Raw genomic sequence first — 17,816 nt, 5'->3', positions numbered from 1 at the left:
CGATGTCACAGACTGACGACGCCGCCGATCCGCCACGAGCGTGGGTCGAGTCGTTCCACGAGAGCGAGGCGGAGGTCCGCGACGTGCTGGACGGGATCAGAGAGCAACATCTGCTCGGCGAAACCGAGGCGGTCCGCGAACGGTTACGGGCCTTCGGGGAGGCGGAACCGGGCATCTTCCGCCTCGTCGCGCTCGTCACCATCGACATCGAGACAGTCTACGACGACCTGGCGGAACAGTACGAGGACGGAGAGGCGCCGACCGAGGAACTCCGCGCCTTGGGCCGGGAGTATCAGCGGCTTTCGGACGAAATCGAACTGGTGTTCGCCGAACAGACACAGGATCTCCAGAACCCGATGCCGCAGGTGAAATGTGCGTTCCGGTACTCCGAATCGATCAAACTCCCCCGCCTGGGGTACGACGTCTACTCCGGGGACGTCAGGCTCTGTGAGTTCGCTCATCCCCCCTCGCAGGCACTGATGTTCGCCCGGACCCTTCTGGCGAGCACCCGGGAGTTGCTCGAACGCGTCGACGCGAACGACGACGAAATCGCGGCCAACGAGCGCGAACGCCTCGCGTACGTCTACGAATCCCTGACGGACGAACTAGAGGCCTTGGACCGGTACGTCACGCAGGGAACCGACGAATCGCCGGCCGAAGCGAACGCCCAGGAGGTGTACGACGACTGGTCGTTCAACTGAGGAGGGCAGTCGGCGACAGCACCAAGAAAATCAGAATGTTGTAGTCTCGTCCCGATGCTCGCCGGTATCGGTGGGTGCGAGTGCCAGGAAACTGTTACAATAGTCACTATTAGAGCTTTTCGCCACAGGACGAACAGTAACTGTCCCCCGGATCGACCGCGGCGCCACAGGCCGAGCAGTAGCGGGTCTCCTGTCCGGTGTCGGCGCCGGGCGTGAAGACCTCGGTCTCGGACGAGCCCGAAGAAGCGGGAGTCTCGCCGATCTGCTTCGGACCTGACCCTGCGCCGTCGTGGCCCTCCGGCACGTAGACGCTCGTCTCGTCTGCGCCGCCGCCGATCGGGACGGTGTACAGGTACCCCTCCTCGGAGCCGACGTAGAGGGTTTCGCCGGCGACGCTCGGCCGTGCGTAGACAGGGCGTTCCGTATCGAACTTCCAGTTGAGTCGCCCGGACGAGACGTCGATTTCGGTGACGGCCCCGTCGTAGGTCACACAGTAGACGACACCGTCGGTGGCGGTGGGGACGCCGACTTCCGCCCCGAACTGGGCCTGCCAGGCGACGTCGAACCGCCGGGTCGAGACGTCGAACCCGAAGGCGGTGTCACCCGCGCTCACCACGAGCGTCTCCCCCTCGCGGACCATCCCGCGGCACGGGGAGCGCCCGAGCGAACGTGCCGCAAGCGACGTCCCGGTCCCCCTGTCGAGGACGTGGAGGGTACCGGGGTGCGTCCCGACGTAGAGCACGTCGTCGACGACGACGGGCCCGACGTCGACGGGGCCGCGGGCGTCGTAACGCCACTCTTCGAACCCACTCCGCCGTCGGAGCGTGGCGACTTCGTGGCTGTCGCCGCCGACGTAGATGGTATCGGCGGCGACCGTGGGCGTCGCCGAGATCCCACCGTCGGCGTCGTACCGCCACCGTTCCCGGCCGTCTCGCGCGTCGAGAGCGTACACGCGACCGTCGTGGCTGCCGACGAACAGGTCGTCGCCCTGGACTGCGGGGGCGCCGTAGATCGCGTGGTCGGCCTCGAAGGTCCACACCTCCCGCCCGGTCCGGATGTCGAGGGCATAAAGCGTCCCGTTATCGGTGCCGACGAAAACCGACTCCCCGTTCGAGACCGGCGCGTGCATCAGCTGGGTGCCGCTCACGGAGAACTGCCACTCGATCTGTTTCGAGTGCTCCGTGACGGCCATTAGCTGGTCGTCGCTGGCGAGAAACAGGCGGTCGTCCGCCGCGCGAAGCGAGATGAGTGGCGTGGTCGGTCGCCACATATCGACGCTCTCGGAATCCATCGGGCGCCGGTATGACGAGCAGCGTGAAAAAATCGGCTGCTACACGAGCGCGGTCGGCTTCGCCGTGGGCCAGTCTCGAAGAACTCGCCGCTGGTTCGTCGGTGGAAACCGGGCGCCGACTGAAGATCGGTTACGCGTCCAGTTCCGCGCCCGGTGCGTTCCGCTTGACGCTCTCGATGCCGTCTCTGGCGCCGCTCCGGTCGCTGTATCCCTCGCCGCTGTCCAGCAGGATGTTCCCGTTGCGGTGGCGGAGTCGCCACCGGTGCTCGCCGGCGTTGTCCTCGTAGATCTCGAACGCCGCCGCCCGATTTCGAGGACGTCCGCGTCTGGCGCATATTCCTTTACCCGTTCGGCGGCCTCCTCGGCGCCGCTTCTCGATTCATACCCTTCGCCGCTGTCGGCGAGGATCTCGTCGTTGCCGGCGAGCAACCGCCAGCGGTATTCGCCGGCGTTGTCCTCGAATATCTCGAATTCCAGTTCGTCGATCCGCTCGCGGAGCCGGTCGATGGCCCGGTTAGCGTCGTTCCGCCGTGTGTACCCCTCGCCACTGTCTGCGAGGACCTCGCCGTTGCGGTGGAGGAGCCGGAAGCGCCACTCGCCGGCGTTGTCCTCGTACACCTCGAAGCCGGTCGGATCGAACCAGAGGTAATCCGCCGGCCCGACGTACTCCCGGAGGCGTTCGATCGCCCGCTTTGCGTTGCCGCGGGAGGCGTATCCCTCGCCGCCGTCGGCGATGATGTTCCCGTTCTCGTGCCGGAGTCGGAAGCGGGCCTCGCCCGCTTTATCCTCGAAGACCTCGAAAATAGCCTGGCTCTCCCGCTCTTCGACGGGCTCGAACTCCACCTCGGGTTCGGGGAGTTCCGCTTCCCGCTCGAAGAGGAGCGTCTCGGCGCCGAGCGCGTTCCGGCGGACGCTCTGCATTCCCTTCTGGGCGTTGTGCTTCCGGGTGTATCCCTCGCCGCTGTCGGCGATGAGATTCCCATTCCGGTGTCGGAGCCGCCAGCGCCACTCCGCTGCACTGTCCTCGTAGACCTCGAATCGAGCCTGACTCGCATAGAGGTCGTCGATCCGTGCTTGCAGGTCTGCCGTCACGGCTTCGCTGGCGTCCGAGTCGGCCTCGACTTCCGCAAGTTCGTCTTCGAGCCGATCCCGCTCCGCTCTGACCTCGGCCAGTTCCGATTCGAGCGCAGCGCCGCGGCGCTCGCTGCCTTCCAGATCTTCCTGGGTCACACCCGCAACGAGCGGCCCGAGGGCGCCGCCAACCCCGATGATTACGAGTCCGACCGCGTAGAGGGCAATTACCGGTTGATTGCCGGTCCCGACGAACCAGTTGTTCGGGAATATCAGGACGAACCAGACGGCTGCGAGGAAGCAGATCGCCTGTCCGAGGTACGCCGCATAGTTCGACCAGGACGCGAGCGGGAGTCTGATCACCGGCCCGGCGACAAGCATCGCCATTCCGACGGCCGCGATGAAGATACTCGCTTCTCGGACCGTGAACGCGGTCGTTCCCGGTGAGGAACTCGGCAGAAAAAGAAGGATGCCGAGCGTGCCGAGCACGAGACCTGTCAGGAACACCCAGTACCCCCTGACCTCGTCGTGCGTCGTCGGTTCGCCCACCCGGTCTCGGTAGATGCGATACAGGATTCCGTTCTCGTTACTAAATGACATAATCCATCATTATAATTATGGCCCCAACGTATAAATCGTGCTACGAGTTTGGTCAGATATCCGTATATTTGTGAGGTACATCACCACAAATATTCCGAGACGTGTCCGCTAATCTAACTGATAGGAAAGGATCGAGGGGATTCCCGCAAAAATTGGACCGCTACCACTACGTCCCAGTCGACGTTTTAGGTGTACCAAAACCATTATATCTGTCCGAGCGCCAACTCCGGGTGATGGACGGAATAAACGCGATCGACGCGAACGGACCGACCGAGTCCGACGGGGAGTTTGCGCCACCGGTGGCCGAAATCTCCGCTCACCAGTCCTCGCCTGATCGCGTCGTACTGACCGAAGACGGGAACTGCGACGGGTGGATCGCCTTCGACGTCGACGCTGCGGTTTCGCTCGATCGGTGACGCAGGAGCGGTTGCGTTCTCCCTTCTAATCGTCTCCGATACAGCGTGCGCTACCCACTTTCCGGCCGATCGGAGACTCGTCTGACTCCTGTGCTACCCACTTTCCGGCCGATCGGAGACTGGCTACAATAGGGCGTGATCCTCGGCGGTGCCTTCGCCGGGTGACTTCCACCAAGATGTTCGGGCCGTTTCCCGGAATCGGGGATCGCGGAAAGATATATTTTCCTTCATTATAAATCGGTCAGATAACACAGGAGCATATTCCGATGTTCCACCTCCGAAGCACCCGACCGTCCGATCGTGACCCTCACACACCGGGTGATGCGTGATGCGGCGGAAGACAGCGGTCGTCGTCGCCATCGTCGCCCTGGTGTTGATTCCGACGTGGTTCGTGGCTAGTCACGGTGAACCGCCCGCAGAGGAAGTCCAGATCGACCGGGGCGTCAGCGACATTCGGCCGCTCGAAGGCTTCGTCGATGCGCCGAACAAACTCTCGCCGAGCCAGGTCGGCGTCATCGTCTGGGTGGCGCTGCTGGCTTTGCTCGGCGTGGTGTCGTTCTTCCACCGGTTTATGAACCGCGCCGCACGGCCGCCCGAAGGGACCGGATCGCCCGGCGACCGCACGGGGGAATCGCCCCCTGAATCGGTCGCGGACGGGGGGACGATCACGCTGCCGTGGCTGGAAACGGAGGATCGCTGGGTCGTGGAGTATCACGGCGCCAGCGACGCCATCGAGGGACTGATCGCGATGGGCGGGTTGACGGTCCTGTCGATCACCTTCGCGGCCCTCTTCACGGGCGAATATTTGACGCTCGCGCGAACGCAGTACTTCGGCGTCTACGCGTTCGGGATGTTCCTCTCGTTGACTGGACTGACAGTCTCCTACTACGCGTGGTTTATGCCACACATCGAAGTGGCCGAACGGAGGGACCACTGATGAGCGAGAAACCCCCACACGTACCCGAAAACCGCCGGGAACGGGCTGATGAAGAGCGCCGCCCTTCCGCAGGAGAGACGCGACCGCCGGAGGACTGTCCCTGCGCTGCAGACGGATCGGCGAGGCCGACTATCTACGGGGAGTTCTGGCGCGACTCCAGAGCCGAGATGGAACGACGGGACTACGCGAAGGCGCTTGCGACCATCGGCGGCGTGACCGCCCTCGCCAGCCTGACGGCGCCGCTGATCGGTCTGACGCGGGTGTTCGAGCGGTCTTACACGGGGCCGGTGTACTCCGATGGCGTGGCGCTCGTCGACGACACGGGCCAGCGGATCTCCGAAACTCGCCTCGCGGAGGGTGAACAGCTGACCGTCTTCCCCGAGCCCCGGCCGGGAATCGACCGGGCGCCGACGCTTCTGGTCCGGTTCCCGGAGGACGCGTACGGCGACGGGACGAACCTCGAGTACACCGTCGGCGGCTACGCCGCCTACTCGAAAGTGTGCACCCACGCGGGGTGTATGGTGTCGGACCGCGACGACGACGTGCTGGTCTGTCCCTGTCACTCGGGGCGGTTCGACCCGCTCTCGGGCGCGAGCGTCGTCGGCGGGCCCCCGGGACGGGCACTCCCGCAGTTGCCGGTCACGCTGTCGAGCGACGGGTATCTGATCGCGACGGGCGACTTCGAGGGGCCGGTCGGCCCCGGGGGTGAATGATGCGCCGCACCGAGCGAATCTACGGGTGGTTCGACGACCGCCTGGGACTGAGCGAGGCCCAGTCGTTCCTCGGGAAGGCGTTCCCCGCCGAGGACTCCTTCCTGCTCGGGGAAGTCGCCCTCTTTTGTTTCCTGCTCCTGGTGCTCAGCGGCGTCTTCCTCGGCTTCTTCTTCGAGCCCAGCACGAGCGACGTCGAGTACGAGGGCAGCGTCGCGGAGTACCAGGGCGAGGAAATCCCCGAATCGTTCGCGAGCGTGCTGAACATCACCTACGACGTCCCCTTCGGAATGCTCATCCGGCGTATGCACCACTGGGCGGCCCACCTGTTCATCGCCTCGATGTCGTTGCACATGTTGCGGGTGTTCTTCACCGGTGCCTACCGGAACCCCCGCGAGATCAACTGGCTCGTCGGGACGGGACTCGCCGGGCTGTCGATGTTCGCGGCCTACACCGGCTACGCGCTCCCCTTCGACGAGTTCGCCAGTACCGCGGTCGGCATCGGCTACAACGTGACGCTGTCGATCCCGATAATCGGGGAACTGCTCGGACAGCTGGTCTTCGGTGGCGATTTCCCCTCGACCGCCACCATCCCGCGGTTCTACTTCTTCCACGTGCTCTTGCTACCGCTCGCCATCGCGGGGCTGCTCGCGGTCCATATGGCGATTCTGATACGGCAGAAACACACGGAAGCCGAGCGCGACGGCGACATCGAGGGCGCCACACCGGGAGAGACCGTCGACGAGACGGACGACAGCGTCGTGGTCGGTCTCCCGGCGTTCCCGAACCAGCTTGCGGTGAGCGCGGTCGTGTTCTTCCTGACGCTTGCGACCCTCTCGCTGCTCTCCGGGTTCCTGCCGGTTCACAACGTCGCAGCGTACGGCCCGAACGACCCCGCGACGACGCCGACGCTCATCATGCCGGACTGGTTCCTGATGTGGGGGTACGGTTTCCTGAAGCTCACGCCCTCGTGGATGAGTTTCGACGTGCTGGGCATCCACATCAGCGCCGAGTTCGTCGGCGGGTTGGTTCTCCCGGGACTCGTCTTCCTGGCGGTGGCCGCCTGGCCGTTCATCGACGACGTCTCCGAGCCGGTCCACTTTTCGGCCGATCCGATCACGCGACCGTGGCAGACCGCCGTCGGCATCGCCGGCGTGGTGTTCATCATGGTGGCGTCGATTGCGGGGATGGACGTCATCCTCGCGGAACTGCTCGGGACCTCCACGGCCGCACTCAAACCGTTCCTGACGGGCGCGCTCGTCGTCGTCCCGCTGGCAGCGGGGCTTCTCACGTACGCGACCCTCGGCGGCTTCGAGAGCGGGGGCGGGGGCGGCCCTGCGACGACCGCGGCCGACGGCGGGGTGAGCGGGGACGCGGCCGCAGACCCGGAAACCGATGGGCCGCCGTCGCCCGACGGAGACGGCGGGGGTGAGAGCGGATGACGACGACCCTCACCGCCCGGCAGTTCCGCTGGCTCGACCGGACGACGAAACTCTGCGGCGTCGCGCTCGTCGCGGCCGGTCTCGACGTCGGCGGCGATACGGCTGCCGGCCTGGCGCTCGGGGCTGCCGGTGCCGCGCTCGCGCTGACGACCGTCTTCATCGACACTGATACACAATGAGCAAACACCACGAGACCCACGACGACACGACCGACGGCGGTACCGCTCGCCGGGACTTCTTGAAAGGCATCGGCATCGCGGCCACCCTGGGACTGACGGGCCTCGGCAGCGCGGAGGATCACTACGCGATGGACGGCCTGGAAGTCGTCGACGACCCGATCGGCTCCTATCCCTACCGGGAGTGGGAGGACCTCTACCGCGAGGAGTGGGACTGGGATTCGACGGCCCGCAGCACCCACGGCGTCAACTGCACGGGCAGTTGCTCCTGGGAGGTGTACGTCCGCAACGGCCAGGTCTGGCGCGAGGACCAGGCCGGCGACTACCCGCAGTTCGACGAGAGCCTGCCGGACCCGAACCCGCGGGGCTGTCAGAAGGGCGCCTGCTACTCCGATTACGTCAACGCCGACGAGCGCATCCTCCACCCGCTCCGCCGGACCGGCCAGCGTGGCGAGGGCCGCTGGGAGCAGATTTCCTGGGACGAGGCGCTGACGGAGATCGCAGAGGAGGTGATCGACACGGTCCTCGACGGCGAGTACGACGCGATCAGCGGCTTCACGCCGATCCCCGCGATGAGCCCCGTCTCCTTCGCGTCGGGGAGCCGACTGGTGAACCTCCTCGGCGGCGTCTCACACTCCTTCTACGACTGGTACTCGGACCTCCCGCCGGGCCAGCCCATCACCTGGGGCACCCAGACCGACAACGCCGAGAGCGCCGACTGGTACAACGCCGACTACCTTATGGCGTGGGGGTCGAACGTCAACGTCACGCGGATCCCCGACGCGAAGTACTTCCTCGAGGCCGCCTACAACGGCACGAAGCGCGTCGGCGTCTTCACCGACTACTCCCAGACCGCGATCCACTGCGACGAGTGGATCTCCCCCGACCCCGGCACCGACACCGCGCTCGCGCTCGGGATGGCCCGGACCATCGTCGACGAGGGGCTGTACGACGAGGCCCACCTGAAGGAACAGACCGATATGCCGCTGCTCGTCCGCGAGGACACGGGGAAGTTCCTCCGGGCCGGAGAGGTCTCGGGGCTGCGCGTCGACGCCGACCGGCCGGATCACGTGTTCGTGATGCAGGACGCCGCCGGGAACGTGCGCGCCGCGCCGGGATCGCTCGGCGAACGCGACGGCCAACACGACGCCTCGGCGAGCATCGAACTGGACTTCGACCCACAACTGGCCGTCGACCGGACCGTCGGAACGACCGACGGCAGCGTCAGCGTCCGGTCAGTCTGGGACAACCTCCGCGAGGAGCTGTCGACGTACACGCCGGAGTTCGTCCACGAGGAGACCGGCGTCGGCCGCGAGACCCACCAGCGGGTCGCCCGGGAGTTCGCGGGCGTCGACCGCGCGAAGATCATCCACGGGAAGGGCGTCAACGACTGGTACCACAACGACCTCGCCAACCGGGCGATCCAGTTGCTCGTGACGCTGACCGGCAACCTCGGCCGGCAGGGCACCGGCGTCGATCACTACGTCGGCCAGGAGAAGATCTGGACGTTCAACGGCTGGAAGCAACTCACCTTCCCGACGGGCAGCGTCCGCGGCGTCCCGACGACGCTGTGGACCTACTACCACGGCGGCATCCTCGGCAACACCGACGAGGAGACCGCCGCCCGGATCCGGGAGTCGATCGACAAGGGATGGATGCCGCTGTACCCCGAGGAGCGCGAGGACGGGACGCGCCCCGACCCGTCGATCCTGTTCGTCTGGCGGGGGAACTACTTCAACCAGGCCAAGGGCAACGTCGCCTTAGAGGAGGAACTGTGGCCGAAACTCGATCTGGTCGTCGACGTCAACCACCGGATGGACTCGACGGCGCTGAACAGCGACATCGTGCTCCCGGCGGCCAGCCACTACGAGAAGTACGACCTCTCGGTGACGGATATGCACACCTACGTCCACCCCTTCACGCCCGCCGTCGAACCGCTCGGTGAGGCGAAGTCCGACTGGCAGATCTTCCGCGAACTCGCCGCGAAGATCCAGGAGATCGCGGCGGACCGCGGGATCGATCCGATCCCGGACCGGTCGTTCGACCGCGAGATCGACCTCGCCTCGATCCACGACGACTACGTCCGCGACTGGGAGACCGGCGAGGCGGGCGCTCTCCGGGAGGACCGGGCCGCCGCCGAGTTCATCCTCGAACACTCAGAAGAGTCCAATCCCGAAGGGACTGACGAACAGATCACGTTCGACGACATCGACGGGACCGACGAGGACGCCCCCGCGCGACTGCTCGCGGCGGGCGATCACTGGACCTCCGACATCGAGGACGGCGAGGCGTACACGCCCTGGCAGGACTACGTGCAGGACAAAGAGCCCTGGCCCACGTTCACGGGGCGACAGCAGTACTACATCGACCACGACTGGTACCTCGACCTCGGCGAGGAGTTGCCGACACACAAGGAGCCGCCGGATCCGATGACCGACTTCGTCGACGACGAGGGTGAGGAGGGCGACGACGGCGACGGCGACGCGGAGTACCCGCTGGGCTACAACACCCCGCACAGCCGCTGGGCGATCCACTCGACGTGGCGGGACAACGAGAAGATGCTCCGCCTCCAGCGCGGGGAACCGACGGTCTACATCAACCCTGAGGACGCCGACGCGCGGGGCATCGAGGACGGCGACAAAGTCCGGATCTACAACGAACTCGACGACGTCGAGGCGATGGCGAAGATCTACCCGAGCGGCGAGCCCGGGACCGTCCGGCACTTCTTCTCGTGGGAGCGGTTCCAGTACCCCGATCGGAACAACTTCAACTCGCTCGTCCCGATGTACATGAAACCGACGCAGCTCGTCCAGTACCCCGAGGACACCGGGGAGCACCTCTACTTCTTCCCCAACTACTGGGGGCCGACGGGCGTCAACAGCGACGTCCGCGTCGAGGTCGAACCGATCGACGACGCCGGGAGCGAAAACGGGGGTGACGACCAGTGAGCTCGCAGGCCGACGGGGACGACGACACCACCGTCGACCTCGCGGAGGGGATCGACCACCAGGTCGCGATGGTGATGGACCTCAACAAGTGCATCGGCTGTCAGACCTGCACCATCGCCTGCAAGACCAACTGGACCGACGGCGGCGGCCGGGAGTACATGTACTGGAACAACGTCAACACCCGCCCCGGCGCGGGATACCCCCGCGACTGGGAGGAGATGGGTGGCGGCTGGGACGAGGAGGGAAAGGAACGCACACCCGGCGAACTCCCGTCCGAGGAGGACTACGGCCGCCCGTGGGACTTCAACCACGAGGAGATTATGTACGAGGGCAGCGACGCGCCGCTCCGGCCGATGGACGACGCCGCCGACTGGGCGCCGAACTGGGACGAAGACGAGGGCGCCGGCGAGTACCCCAACTCGTATTACTTCTACCTCCCGCGGATCTGCAACCACTGCACGCACCCCTCCTGTGTCGAGGCCTGCCCCCGCAGCGCGCTCTACAAGCGCGAGGAGGACGGCATCGTGCTTGTCGACCAGGACCGCTGCCGGGGCTACCGCTACTGCGTCGAGGGGTGTCCGTACAAGAAGGTCTACTACAACGCGATGAAGAAGGTCTCCGAGAAGTGCATCTTCTGTTACCCGCGCATCGAGGGCGAGGGTCCCGACGGGGAGACGCGGGCGCCGGCGTGTGCCGAGGACTGCCCGCCGCAACTGCGGATGGTCGGTTACCTCGACGACGAGGACGGCCCCATCCACAAACTCGTCAACGAGTACGAGGTGGCGGTCCGGCTCCACCCCGAGTACCGGACCGAACCCAACGTCTACTACATCCCGCCCTTCGCCCCGCCACAGCACTCCGAACAGGGTGAAACCCTCGATGCCGAACGGATCCCCCGGACCTACCTCGAAGAGCTGTTCGGACCCAAGGTCAACGAGGCGCTCAACACCATCAACCGCGAGCGCGACCGCGTTCGCCAGGGGGAGGAAAGCGAACTGATGGACCTGTTGACGACCACCGAGATGGACGACCACTACCGGCTCGAAGTCTTCGACCAATGAACCGAAACGAACGCCTCATCACCGGACTGCTCGCAATCGTCGTGCTCGCGACCGTCGCGCTGACGCCGGCGGTCGTCGACGCGCGACCGGCCTACGAGATCCCCGTCTACTACGCGACGGAGGGCGAGACGCTCGCCGCCGCAGACGGCGAGGAGTGGAGCCGGGCGGCAGCAGTGACGGTTCCGCTCGGCAGTTCCGGGTCGGCGGTTCCCTCGTCTGACGACGTCTCGGTCGAGCAGATGCGGATCGAGGCCGCCCGGACGGAGAGCCGGCTCTACCTCCGCCTCTCGTGGGCGGACGGGACGCGCGACACCTCGGCCGACGAGATCCGCGAGTTCGCTGACGCCGTGGCGGTCCAGATGCCCGCGAACACGAGCAGCCGGCCGCCGATCGCGATGGGCGGTCCGGACAACCGCGTGAACGTCTGGTACTGGGCCGCAGACGGGCGAAGCGAGGAACTGCTCGCAGGCGGGCCGGGGACCACCACCCCGTACGAGGAGTCGCAGGTCACGACCGACGCGACCTACAGCGACGGGCGCTGGCAGGTGGTCTTCTCCAGACAGTTAGCCGCAGAGAGCCAGAACCGGACTGCAGTTCCGACGCAGTCCGATATGGACGTCGCGCTCGCGGTCTGGAACGGGTCGAATATGGAACGCTCCGGACAGAAAGCGGTCAGCGAGTGGTACTACCTGGCGCTCGGGCCGGACTCGGGCGGACCGCCGTACGAGATCATCCTCTGGACCGTCGCCGGTATCGGTATCGTCGTCACGACGCTCGTGACCATCCAGGGAGTTCGCAGAACGCGGGAGGGCGAGTCGTGACGACCTCCGAATCTCCGGTCGAGTCCGGAGACGACGAGCCGCCAGCGGCCGACGACCCACCAGCGGCCGACGACATCGCCACCGACCCGGCGGCCCGCGGTGCGGTCTACGCGCTGACCGCTCGGCTGTTCGGTGCGCCGGACGATGCGCTCTACGGTGACCTGACGGAGGGGTCGATCGACGCCGAACTGCGCGCGCTGCTCGACCGGACCGCACTGGACGTCGCACCGCCGGAGTTGGTCCCCGACGACGACCGGGAGACGCTCTCGGCGCGGTACAACGACCTGTTCGTGGTCGGCTACACCGAGGTCGTCGACAAGACCGACGGAACCATCGACAGCCGCGGCCCGCCGGTCTCGCTGTACGAGTCCGATTACCGGAGCGACGTGTCGTGGAACGACGTGAATCTGGATCTGGCGCGGGCCTACGAGTACTTTGGCCTCGACGTCGACAGCGACGAGCGCCGCAACCACGACCACCTCCGGATCCAACTGGAGTTTATGAGCTACCTCTGCCGCCGCGAGGCGGCGGTCGATCCGGACGTCGCCGCTGCCCGCCTCGACTTCCACGACCGCCACCTCAGGATCCTGACCGCGGGCGTCGCCGACGCGCTCGACGAGGAGCCCGGGACCGGGCTATACGGCCGACTGGCGGCCTTCCTCGATCGGTTCGCCGAGGCGGACGTCGACGACCTCGCGGAGCGACGAACGGGAGGTGAGACGCCGTGAGCGGCGGAGCACTCGGCAGCGAGCCGAACCCGGAGTACGACTCCGTAAAGAGTTACGCCGCCAGGATCGACCGTCGCTGGGTCGTTACCGGAGCGGGGGTCGTCAGTCTCGGCGCCGTCGCAGCCGTCAGACTGCTCGCCGTCCTCCACAACGCGCCGTTCGATCCGCTGGCCGTTCCCACCGGGGCGATCCCGGCAACGACGGCCGCCGTCTCGTTTCTCCTGGCGCTGTCGCTCGCTGCGGTCGCGCTCGCGAGCGCACGCTCGCCGGTCAGGATCGGCCTCCTCTTTGCGGCCACCTTCGGGGGGCTTGCCACCCTCAATCAGGCCGTCACGGTTCCGGCGGCCGTGGCGATCACCGGTGGCGGCGCTGTCGCGCTGCTGGGAACACTCAGCGTCCCCGAGACGTACCTGACGTTCCGACGGGTGGCTCTCGCCGCGGGGTTCCTCGCGGCGCTCACGGTCGCGCTCGGGAGTTCGGTCGGCCTCCTCGACGGGGGTCTGCGCGGCCTCGGCGGCGTACTCACGCTCGGGGTAGTGATCGCCACGGGGGTCCGTGCAGAGAGCGACCGGATCGCGCTCGCCGCCGGGGGAATCGCCGCGGCCGCCGTCGTGGGCGCGAGCCTGACCAGTCCCTTCGTTCTCGGGAGCACGTTGCTGGTCGGGTTCGCGATCGTCGGCGTCCCGCACGCCCTGGCCGCGCTCGCCGTCGGCGCGGCGGTGTCGGTCGTCGTCGTCGGTCTCCGGCGGGGCGAGTGGTCGCTCGCGGCCGGCGCCGGCCTGCTGGTCCTCGCGGGCGTGCCAGTCTCCGTCCCGCGGGCGATGGCGCTACTGCTCGGCGCGACGCTCGTCGTCGGCGACCTGGAGACGCTCCTCGGAGAGACCGGGGGTGAACCCGGATGAGAGACGAGGAGGAGGCGACCGACGGGCCCACCGATCCGCGCGTCGACCCGGAAGCGAGTCCCGGGTTCGGCGAGGATCCCGACGGCCTGTCCGACATCGAGGTGAGTCGCGACGTCACGATCGGCGAGGCCACGCCCCGGGAACTCCGAGCGAGCGATACCGCGCCGGTCGCCGACGCCGACGTCGCGGAGAAGCTCGCAGACCTCAGCGAGGGGGATGCCGTCGAACGTCGGCGCGCCGCGCTCGCACTCGGCGAGCACGAACCCTCGGGGGCGATCGTCGAGGGACTGCTCGCGGCGCTCTCCGACGACGACGCGGACGTCCGGCAGTTCGCCGTCGAGACGCTCGGGGAACTCGACGCCGAGGCGGCGGGGGAGGCGATCGTCGCCACGCTGGACGATCCCGATCCGTGGGTGCGCGCCGAGGCGCTCGTCGCGCTCGATCGGCTCGACCGAACGCGGTTCGAGTCCCACATCGAGGCGGCCCTGTCGGACGAACACCACGCAGTCCGCCGGAACGCGGCGGTGTCACTCTTCAAACTTCGAGGGGAGGAGACACTCGAGGTCCTCCTCGACCAGACGAGAGACGAGAGCGAGCGCGTCCGCGAGTGGGCGGCGCACCTGCTGGCCGGCGTCGACGACGACCGGGCCGAGAGACGGCTGGAGGAGCTGGCGGCCGACGAGTCCGAACCAAAAGTGGTCCGTAGCACGGCCGCCCGGTCGCTCGAAGCGGATCCCGGGAAGTTCCGCCGACAGTTCACTGGCGGCATCGAGGGCGGAACCGACGACGACCCCGCCGACAGTCGGCTGAACAGACAGCCGGACCTCTAAGAGGGCCGGCGAAAAAGGTGATGTACCCGATGATCGATTTTCTCTCACACGTGCGGGGGGACGGATACGATGACTGAAGAGCCGAGCGGGGACGATCCGGATGGTCGGACCGGCAGTGATCCGGATGGTCGGACCGGCAGTGATCCGGATGGTCGGACCGGCAGTGATCCGGATGGCCCATCCGGCAGTGATCCAGATGGCCCATCCGGCAGTGATCCAGATGATTCAACCGGCAGCGACACCGACACCCAGGCCGAAATCGACCCGGACGGATCGTCGACCGATGCGCCGGAGACGCTGGCGGACGCCGTCGAGGCAGCCCTCCGGGACGTCAGGGATCCGAACGCTGGCCTGTCGGTCTTCGAGGCGGGGCTCGTCGAGAACATCCACGTCGTCGACGGTCGCGTCACCATCGAAGCCGACGTGACCGACTTCCCGCCCCGGGACGCGGAGCTGGTGACGGAGACGATGGTCCGCGCCGTCGGCGACGTCGACGGCGTCGAGGCGGCACACGTCGAACACGTCCGACCGGAACCGGAACTCTCGGATAGAACGGTCGGGGTCGGCGCGGCCGACAAAATCGTCGCGGTCGCGAGCGCGAAGGGCGGCGTCGGCAAGTCGACCGTGGCGACGATGCTGGCGTGTGCCCTCGCCGCCGACGGGAAGCAGGTGGGCCTGTTCGACGCCGACGTCTACGGGCCGAACGTCCCGGAGTTGCTCTCGGTCAGCGGGCCGGTCCACTCCGACGACGACGGTAACCCGATTCCCGTCGACGCGAACGGGCTGGAGGTGATGAGCGTCGGTCTGCTGTCCTCCGAGGCACCGCTGGCGTGGCGCGGGGCGATGGCCCACGACGCGCTGTCTGAGCTGTTCGAGGAGACCGCCTGGAGCGATCCCGACACGCTCGTCGTGGATCTGCCGCCCGGGACCGGCGACGTCGCGCTCACCACGCTGCAGGACGTCCCGATCGACGGGGTCGTCTTCGTGACGACGCCGTTTCACGCCGCCGTCTCCGATACGCACCGCTCGCTACAGCTCTTCGAGGAAAACGAGGTGCCGGTGCTCGGCGTCGTCTCGAATATGGGCGAGTTCGTCTGCGAGGAGTGCGGGACAACCCACGACCTCTTCGACGGCCCCGATCCGATCGAGGCGCTCGATGCGCCGCGCCTCGCGGAGGTTCCTTTCACCGCCGAGATGCAGGACACGCTCGCGCCCGCCGACGCGGGGCTCCCCGACCCCGCCCGGGAGCTTGCGACGAACGTCGAACGCCGCCTCGAGGAGGTGTGGACCGTCGACGTGCCCGAGGACGCGGTCGATATTCGGGGGCTCTCGCCCGAGGAGCGCCACGAGCGGGTTCGAGAGCGGTTCGCAGCGCTCGATCCCGGCGAGGACTTGTTCCTGGTGAGCGACCGGGATCCCACGCCGGTCCGGAACTACCTCCTGGACCTCGCGGGGGAGGACGCCACCGAGATCCGTCCGTTCGAGGTCAAACGACAGAACCCGGAGACCTGGTTCCTCCGGACGGCCCGGCCCGAGTAGGGCTCGGTTCCGGGGGTGCATCGCCACCGCACTGCCACCTGATCGGTTCTGAGAGTTCGGAATGGATGCCGGAACCGCTCGGAAAAAACACCGCCGAAGAACGGGGCAGTCCGTCCGAGTGGGCGGGCGCTGGACGGCTGAATGGGCGCCGACTTACTGCGTCGCCGATTCCAGGACGAGCGAGTCGTCCTCGAGGTAGTGTTCGACGTGGTGTGCCGCGTCCTCGACCTCGATGAGGTTCTCCCGCAGCAGATGCGCGGTCGTGTGGTCGCCGAGGTTCTCCGCGAGTTCGACGTGGTCGCGGAGCGTCTCGATGATGTCGCCGTACATCTCCATATCGTTGCGGAGCGACGTCCGGATGTCGTAGACGTCCTCGTCTTCGGGCTCGACTGTGGCCTGTTCTTCGAGCGCGCTCATCCCGGCGACCGGGACGCCACCGAGCGCCTGGGCGCGTTCGGCGAGTTCGTCCGCGAACGCCTCGGCCTCTTCGGCGGCCTCGCCGAGGAAGAGATGGAGGTCGCGGAACTCCGCGCCCTCGACGTTCCAGTGGTGCTTGCGCAGCTGGTGATACAGCACGTAGGTCGACGCGAGGTCGGTGTTGAGCGCGTCGACGATCTGTTCGGCCTTCTCGGCGTCCATCCGGAGCGCTTCGCTTCCCTCAACCTCGTCGGCCTGCTGTCGGACTGTCCGTTGGGTGCTCATTGCGATCAACAGTTGGTTCGCCAGGGGCTTAATACTTTGAGTTTAGGAAATATATTTTTCTCAATCGCGAATCCTGGTGCCCCCGTACTGGCCGATACCGGATTTTTTTGACCGTGAATCGCCGGAGAGATACCGGTGTCAGTCCGTCGCCACTCCGACGTCTTCCTTGGGCGCGCTCAGTTCGACCGCCGTCCCGTAGTGTCGGCAATCCTCCAGCGCGTGCTTTGCGTCCATTCCCGCGATATGCGGGTTCTCCGCTTTCCCGACGCCCACTTTGAGTTCGACGCCCGCGTCGGCTTCCACCTGGGAGATAGCCCCGTGGTAGTCGTCTTCGTCCATCGCCGGACAGACGGAGATGATGTTGTCGCCGCCGACGAAGAAGGACAGCGCCCCGTGTTCCTCGCGGAGGTGCCGCATCAGGGTCGCATACCCCTGTTCGATCCGAATGAACGAATCGAACTCGTTGAGCCGGTCGGTGTACTTCCCCGTCGCGTCGTTGACGTCGAAGTGAGCGATCTGCACGTCCGACGGCGTCCGCCGGTCCGTCGTCAGGTAATCGCCGGCGAGCACCTCGCGACGCTCGCCGTCCTGTGCCGATCCGGCCTGCTGGAGCCCCGCTGTCGCCCGTTCGAGCGCTTCGATCGGCGAGGGATCGACACCAGTGCCGAGGCTGATCGAGACGGGATAACGGTTCCCGATCGACTCCTGGAGGAGTTCGTGGTCGTCGCGGTCGAGCCCGTTCGTGATCGCGACCATATTGTCGAAGCGCGTGAAGAAGACGTAGCCGTCGCGACTCCCGACGAACTGAGCCAGGTCGGCAAACAACCGCGATTGAAGCGTCTGGAGGTCCATCTCACGACGTGGATCCGGTGTCACGGTCCACGGCCCGTAGTTGTCGATCTGAATGAGTGTGAGCTGGGAGTTCGTCACGTCCGTCCCGA

At 66.7% G+C, this 17,816-nt stretch carries 16 protein-coding genes and 1 pseudogene; 13 read left to right on the top strand and 4 right to left on the bottom strand.

What is annotated here, in order from left to right:
- Positions 1–2: 2 nt before the first annotated feature.
- Complete coding sequence (locus RJT37_RS10530) at positions 3–701, top strand: hypothetical protein (RefSeq protein ID WP_313684233.1); 699 nt, start codon at positions 3–5, stop codon at positions 699–701.
- 109 nt (positions 702–810) lie between these two features.
- On the opposite strand, the gene RJT37_RS10525 is transcribed toward RJT37_RS10530, so the two are convergent.
- Together RJT37_RS10525 and RJT37_RS10515 are read right to left on the bottom strand one after the other, a co-directional pair.
- Complete coding sequence (locus RJT37_RS10525) at positions 811–1,992, bottom strand: outer membrane protein assembly factor BamB family protein (RefSeq protein WP_313684231.1); 1,182 nt, start codon at positions 1,990–1,992, stop codon at positions 811–813.
- Between the two features lie 130 nt (positions 1,993–2,122).
- Positions 2,123–3,663: pseudogene (locus RJT37_RS10515) on the bottom strand (HVO_2922 family protein).
- Positions 3,664–3,896: 233 nt separating this feature from the next.
- Between RJT37_RS10515 and RJT37_RS10510 the strand changes: the two are divergent.
- The 12 genes from RJT37_RS10510 to RJT37_RS10455 all read left to right on the top strand — a co-directional run bounded on the left by RJT37_RS10510 (position 3,897) and on the right by RJT37_RS10455 (position 16,173).
- Positions 3,897–4,079 (top strand): hypothetical protein, encoded by a 183-nt coding sequence (locus RJT37_RS10510; RefSeq protein WP_313684229.1) that lies wholly within the window; start codon positions 3,897–3,899, stop codon positions 4,077–4,079.
- 328 nt (positions 4,080–4,407) lie between these two features.
- Entirely contained in the window at positions 4,408–5,016 is a 609-nt protein-coding gene (locus RJT37_RS10505) for a hypothetical protein (RefSeq protein WP_313684227.1), read from the top strand.
- The gene (locus RJT37_RS10500) at positions 5,016–5,729 is read left to right on the top strand and encodes a QcrA and Rieske domain-containing protein (RefSeq protein ID WP_313684225.1); all 714 of its coding nucleotides are present in this window, start codon (positions 5,016–5,018) and stop codon (positions 5,727–5,729) included. The genes RJT37_RS10505 and RJT37_RS10500 overlap by 1 nt, the downstream gene beginning before the upstream one ends.
- The gene (locus RJT37_RS10495; RefSeq protein WP_313684223.1) at positions 5,729–7,168 is read left to right on the top strand and encodes a cytochrome b; all 1,440 of its coding nucleotides are present in this window, start codon (positions 5,729–5,731) and stop codon (positions 7,166–7,168) included. The genes RJT37_RS10500 and RJT37_RS10495 overlap by 1 nt, the downstream gene beginning before the upstream one ends.
- Positions 7,165–7,347 carry a DUF8120 family protein gene (locus RJT37_RS10490; protein ID WP_313684221.1) on the top strand — a complete coding sequence of 61 codons (183 nt, stop codon included), beginning with the start codon at positions 7,165–7,167 and terminating at the stop codon, positions 7,345–7,347. Before RJT37_RS10495 ends, RJT37_RS10490 begins: the two co-directional genes overlap by 4 nt.
- Positions 7,344–10,292 carry a nitrate reductase subunit alpha gene (narG, locus tag RJT37_RS10485; RefSeq protein ID WP_313684219.1) on the top strand — a complete coding sequence of 983 codons (2,949 nt, stop codon included), beginning with the start codon at positions 7,344–7,346 and terminating at the stop codon, positions 10,290–10,292. Before RJT37_RS10490 ends, narG begins: the two co-directional genes overlap by 4 nt.
- Positions 10,293–10,360: 68 nt before the next feature.
- Positions 10,361–11,353: a nitrate reductase subunit beta gene (narH, locus tag RJT37_RS10480; protein ID WP_313689936.1), complete on the top strand. Its 993-nt coding sequence runs from the start codon at positions 10,361–10,363 to the stop codon at positions 11,351–11,353.
- Positions 11,350–12,174, top strand: coding sequence for an ethylbenzene dehydrogenase-related protein (locus RJT37_RS10475; RefSeq protein ID WP_313684217.1), 825 nt, complete (start codon positions 11,350–11,352; stop codon positions 12,172–12,174). The genes narH and RJT37_RS10475 overlap by 4 nt, the downstream gene beginning before the upstream one ends.
- Positions 12,171–12,902: a molecular chaperone TorD family protein gene (locus RJT37_RS10470; protein WP_313684215.1), complete on the top strand. Its 732-nt coding sequence runs from the start codon at positions 12,171–12,173 to the stop codon at positions 12,900–12,902. The genes RJT37_RS10475 and RJT37_RS10470 overlap by 4 nt, the downstream gene beginning before the upstream one ends.
- Positions 12,899–13,804, top strand: coding sequence for a DUF8068 family protein (locus RJT37_RS10465; protein ID WP_313684213.1), 906 nt, complete (start codon positions 12,899–12,901; stop codon positions 13,802–13,804). The genes RJT37_RS10470 and RJT37_RS10465 overlap by 4 nt, the downstream gene beginning before the upstream one ends.
- The gene (locus tag RJT37_RS10460; protein ID WP_313684211.1) at positions 13,801–14,634 is read left to right on the top strand and encodes a HEAT repeat domain-containing protein; all 834 of its coding nucleotides are present in this window, start codon (positions 13,801–13,803) and stop codon (positions 14,632–14,634) included. The genes RJT37_RS10465 and RJT37_RS10460 overlap by 4 nt, the downstream gene beginning before the upstream one ends.
- Positions 14,635–14,703: 69 nt before the next feature.
- Complete coding sequence (locus tag RJT37_RS10455) at positions 14,704–16,173, top strand: P-loop NTPase (protein ID WP_313684209.1); 1,470 nt, start codon at positions 14,704–14,706, stop codon at positions 16,171–16,173.
- A 153-nt stretch (positions 16,174–16,326) separates the two neighbouring features.
- On the opposite strand, the gene dpsA is transcribed toward RJT37_RS10455, so the two are convergent.
- Both dpsA and RJT37_RS10445 read right to left on the bottom strand, forming a co-directional pair.
- Positions 16,327–16,875 (bottom strand): DNA starvation/stationary phase protection protein DpsA, encoded by a 549-nt coding sequence (dpsA, locus tag RJT37_RS10450; protein WP_313684207.1) that lies wholly within the window; start codon positions 16,873–16,875, stop codon positions 16,327–16,329.
- 138 nt (positions 16,876–17,013) lie between these two features.
- The gene (locus RJT37_RS10445) at positions 17,014–17,805 is read right to left on the bottom strand and encodes a GTP cyclohydrolase III (RefSeq protein WP_313684205.1); all 792 of its coding nucleotides are present in this window, start codon (positions 17,803–17,805) and stop codon (positions 17,014–17,016) included.
- Between the last annotated feature and the right edge of the window lie 11 nt (positions 17,806–17,816).

Source organism: Halobellus marinus, assembly GCF_032113415.1.
In the GTDB taxonomy this organism is placed as follows: Archaea; Halobacteriota; Halobacteria; order Halobacteriales; family Haloferacaceae; genus Haloquadratum; species Haloquadratum marinus.
The sequence above is the reverse complement of the archived record's forward strand: the minus strand, read 5'-3'. Positions and strand labels throughout refer to the sequence as shown.